Consider the following 659-nt stretch of genomic DNA (forward strand, 5'->3'; position numbering starts at 1 on the left):
TGATAAAGCTAACTGTCCCTGGTTGTGATGCACAGCGTCATTTACTTATTATAGAAAAAGCAAAAACATCAAACTAAGTAAGAAATAGGTAAGCCCGTGGGTCAAATCTTTGCAGTAACTAATCAAAAAGGCGGTGTAGGAAAAACGACTACCAGCGTTAATTTAGCCGCGTCTTTGGCAGCGACAAAGCGAAAGATCCTTTTGATTGATCTTGATCCCCAAGGCAATGCGACGATGGGGTGCGGCATTATGAAGAATGAATTAGATCGCACTGTCTATGATTTACTAACGAAAAAAGCCAAATTTGAAGAGGTTGTTGTAGAAACGACACATGGGCAATTTGATGTTTTACCAGCAAATGGCGACTTAGTGGCTGCAGAGGTTGAGTTACTAAATGAAATTGGTCGAGAGCACCGTCTCCGCTTGGGTTTAAACGAAGTACGTACTAACTACGACTTTATTGTTATAGACTGCCCTCCATCATTAAATATGTTGACGGTGAATGCCTTATCCGCAAGTGATGGCGTGATCATACCGATGCAATGCGAATATTACGCATTAGAAGGTTTGGCAGCCCTTATGACTACAATTGAGCAGATTCGTGAAACGATAAACCCTGATTTAAAAATTTCAGGGATTCTACGCACCATGTACGACCC

1 protein-coding gene is annotated in these 659 nt (G+C 41.6%); it reads left to right on the forward strand.

All coding sequences use genetic code 11. From position 1 onward, the window contains the following. Positions 1-96: 96 nt before the first annotated feature. The coding region (locus A3762_RS00925; RefSeq protein WP_068753680.1) for a ParA family protein at positions 97-659 on the forward strand (563 nt) is incomplete at its 3' end.

The sequence above is a fragment of the Oleiphilus sp. HI0125 genome (assembly GCF_001635355.1).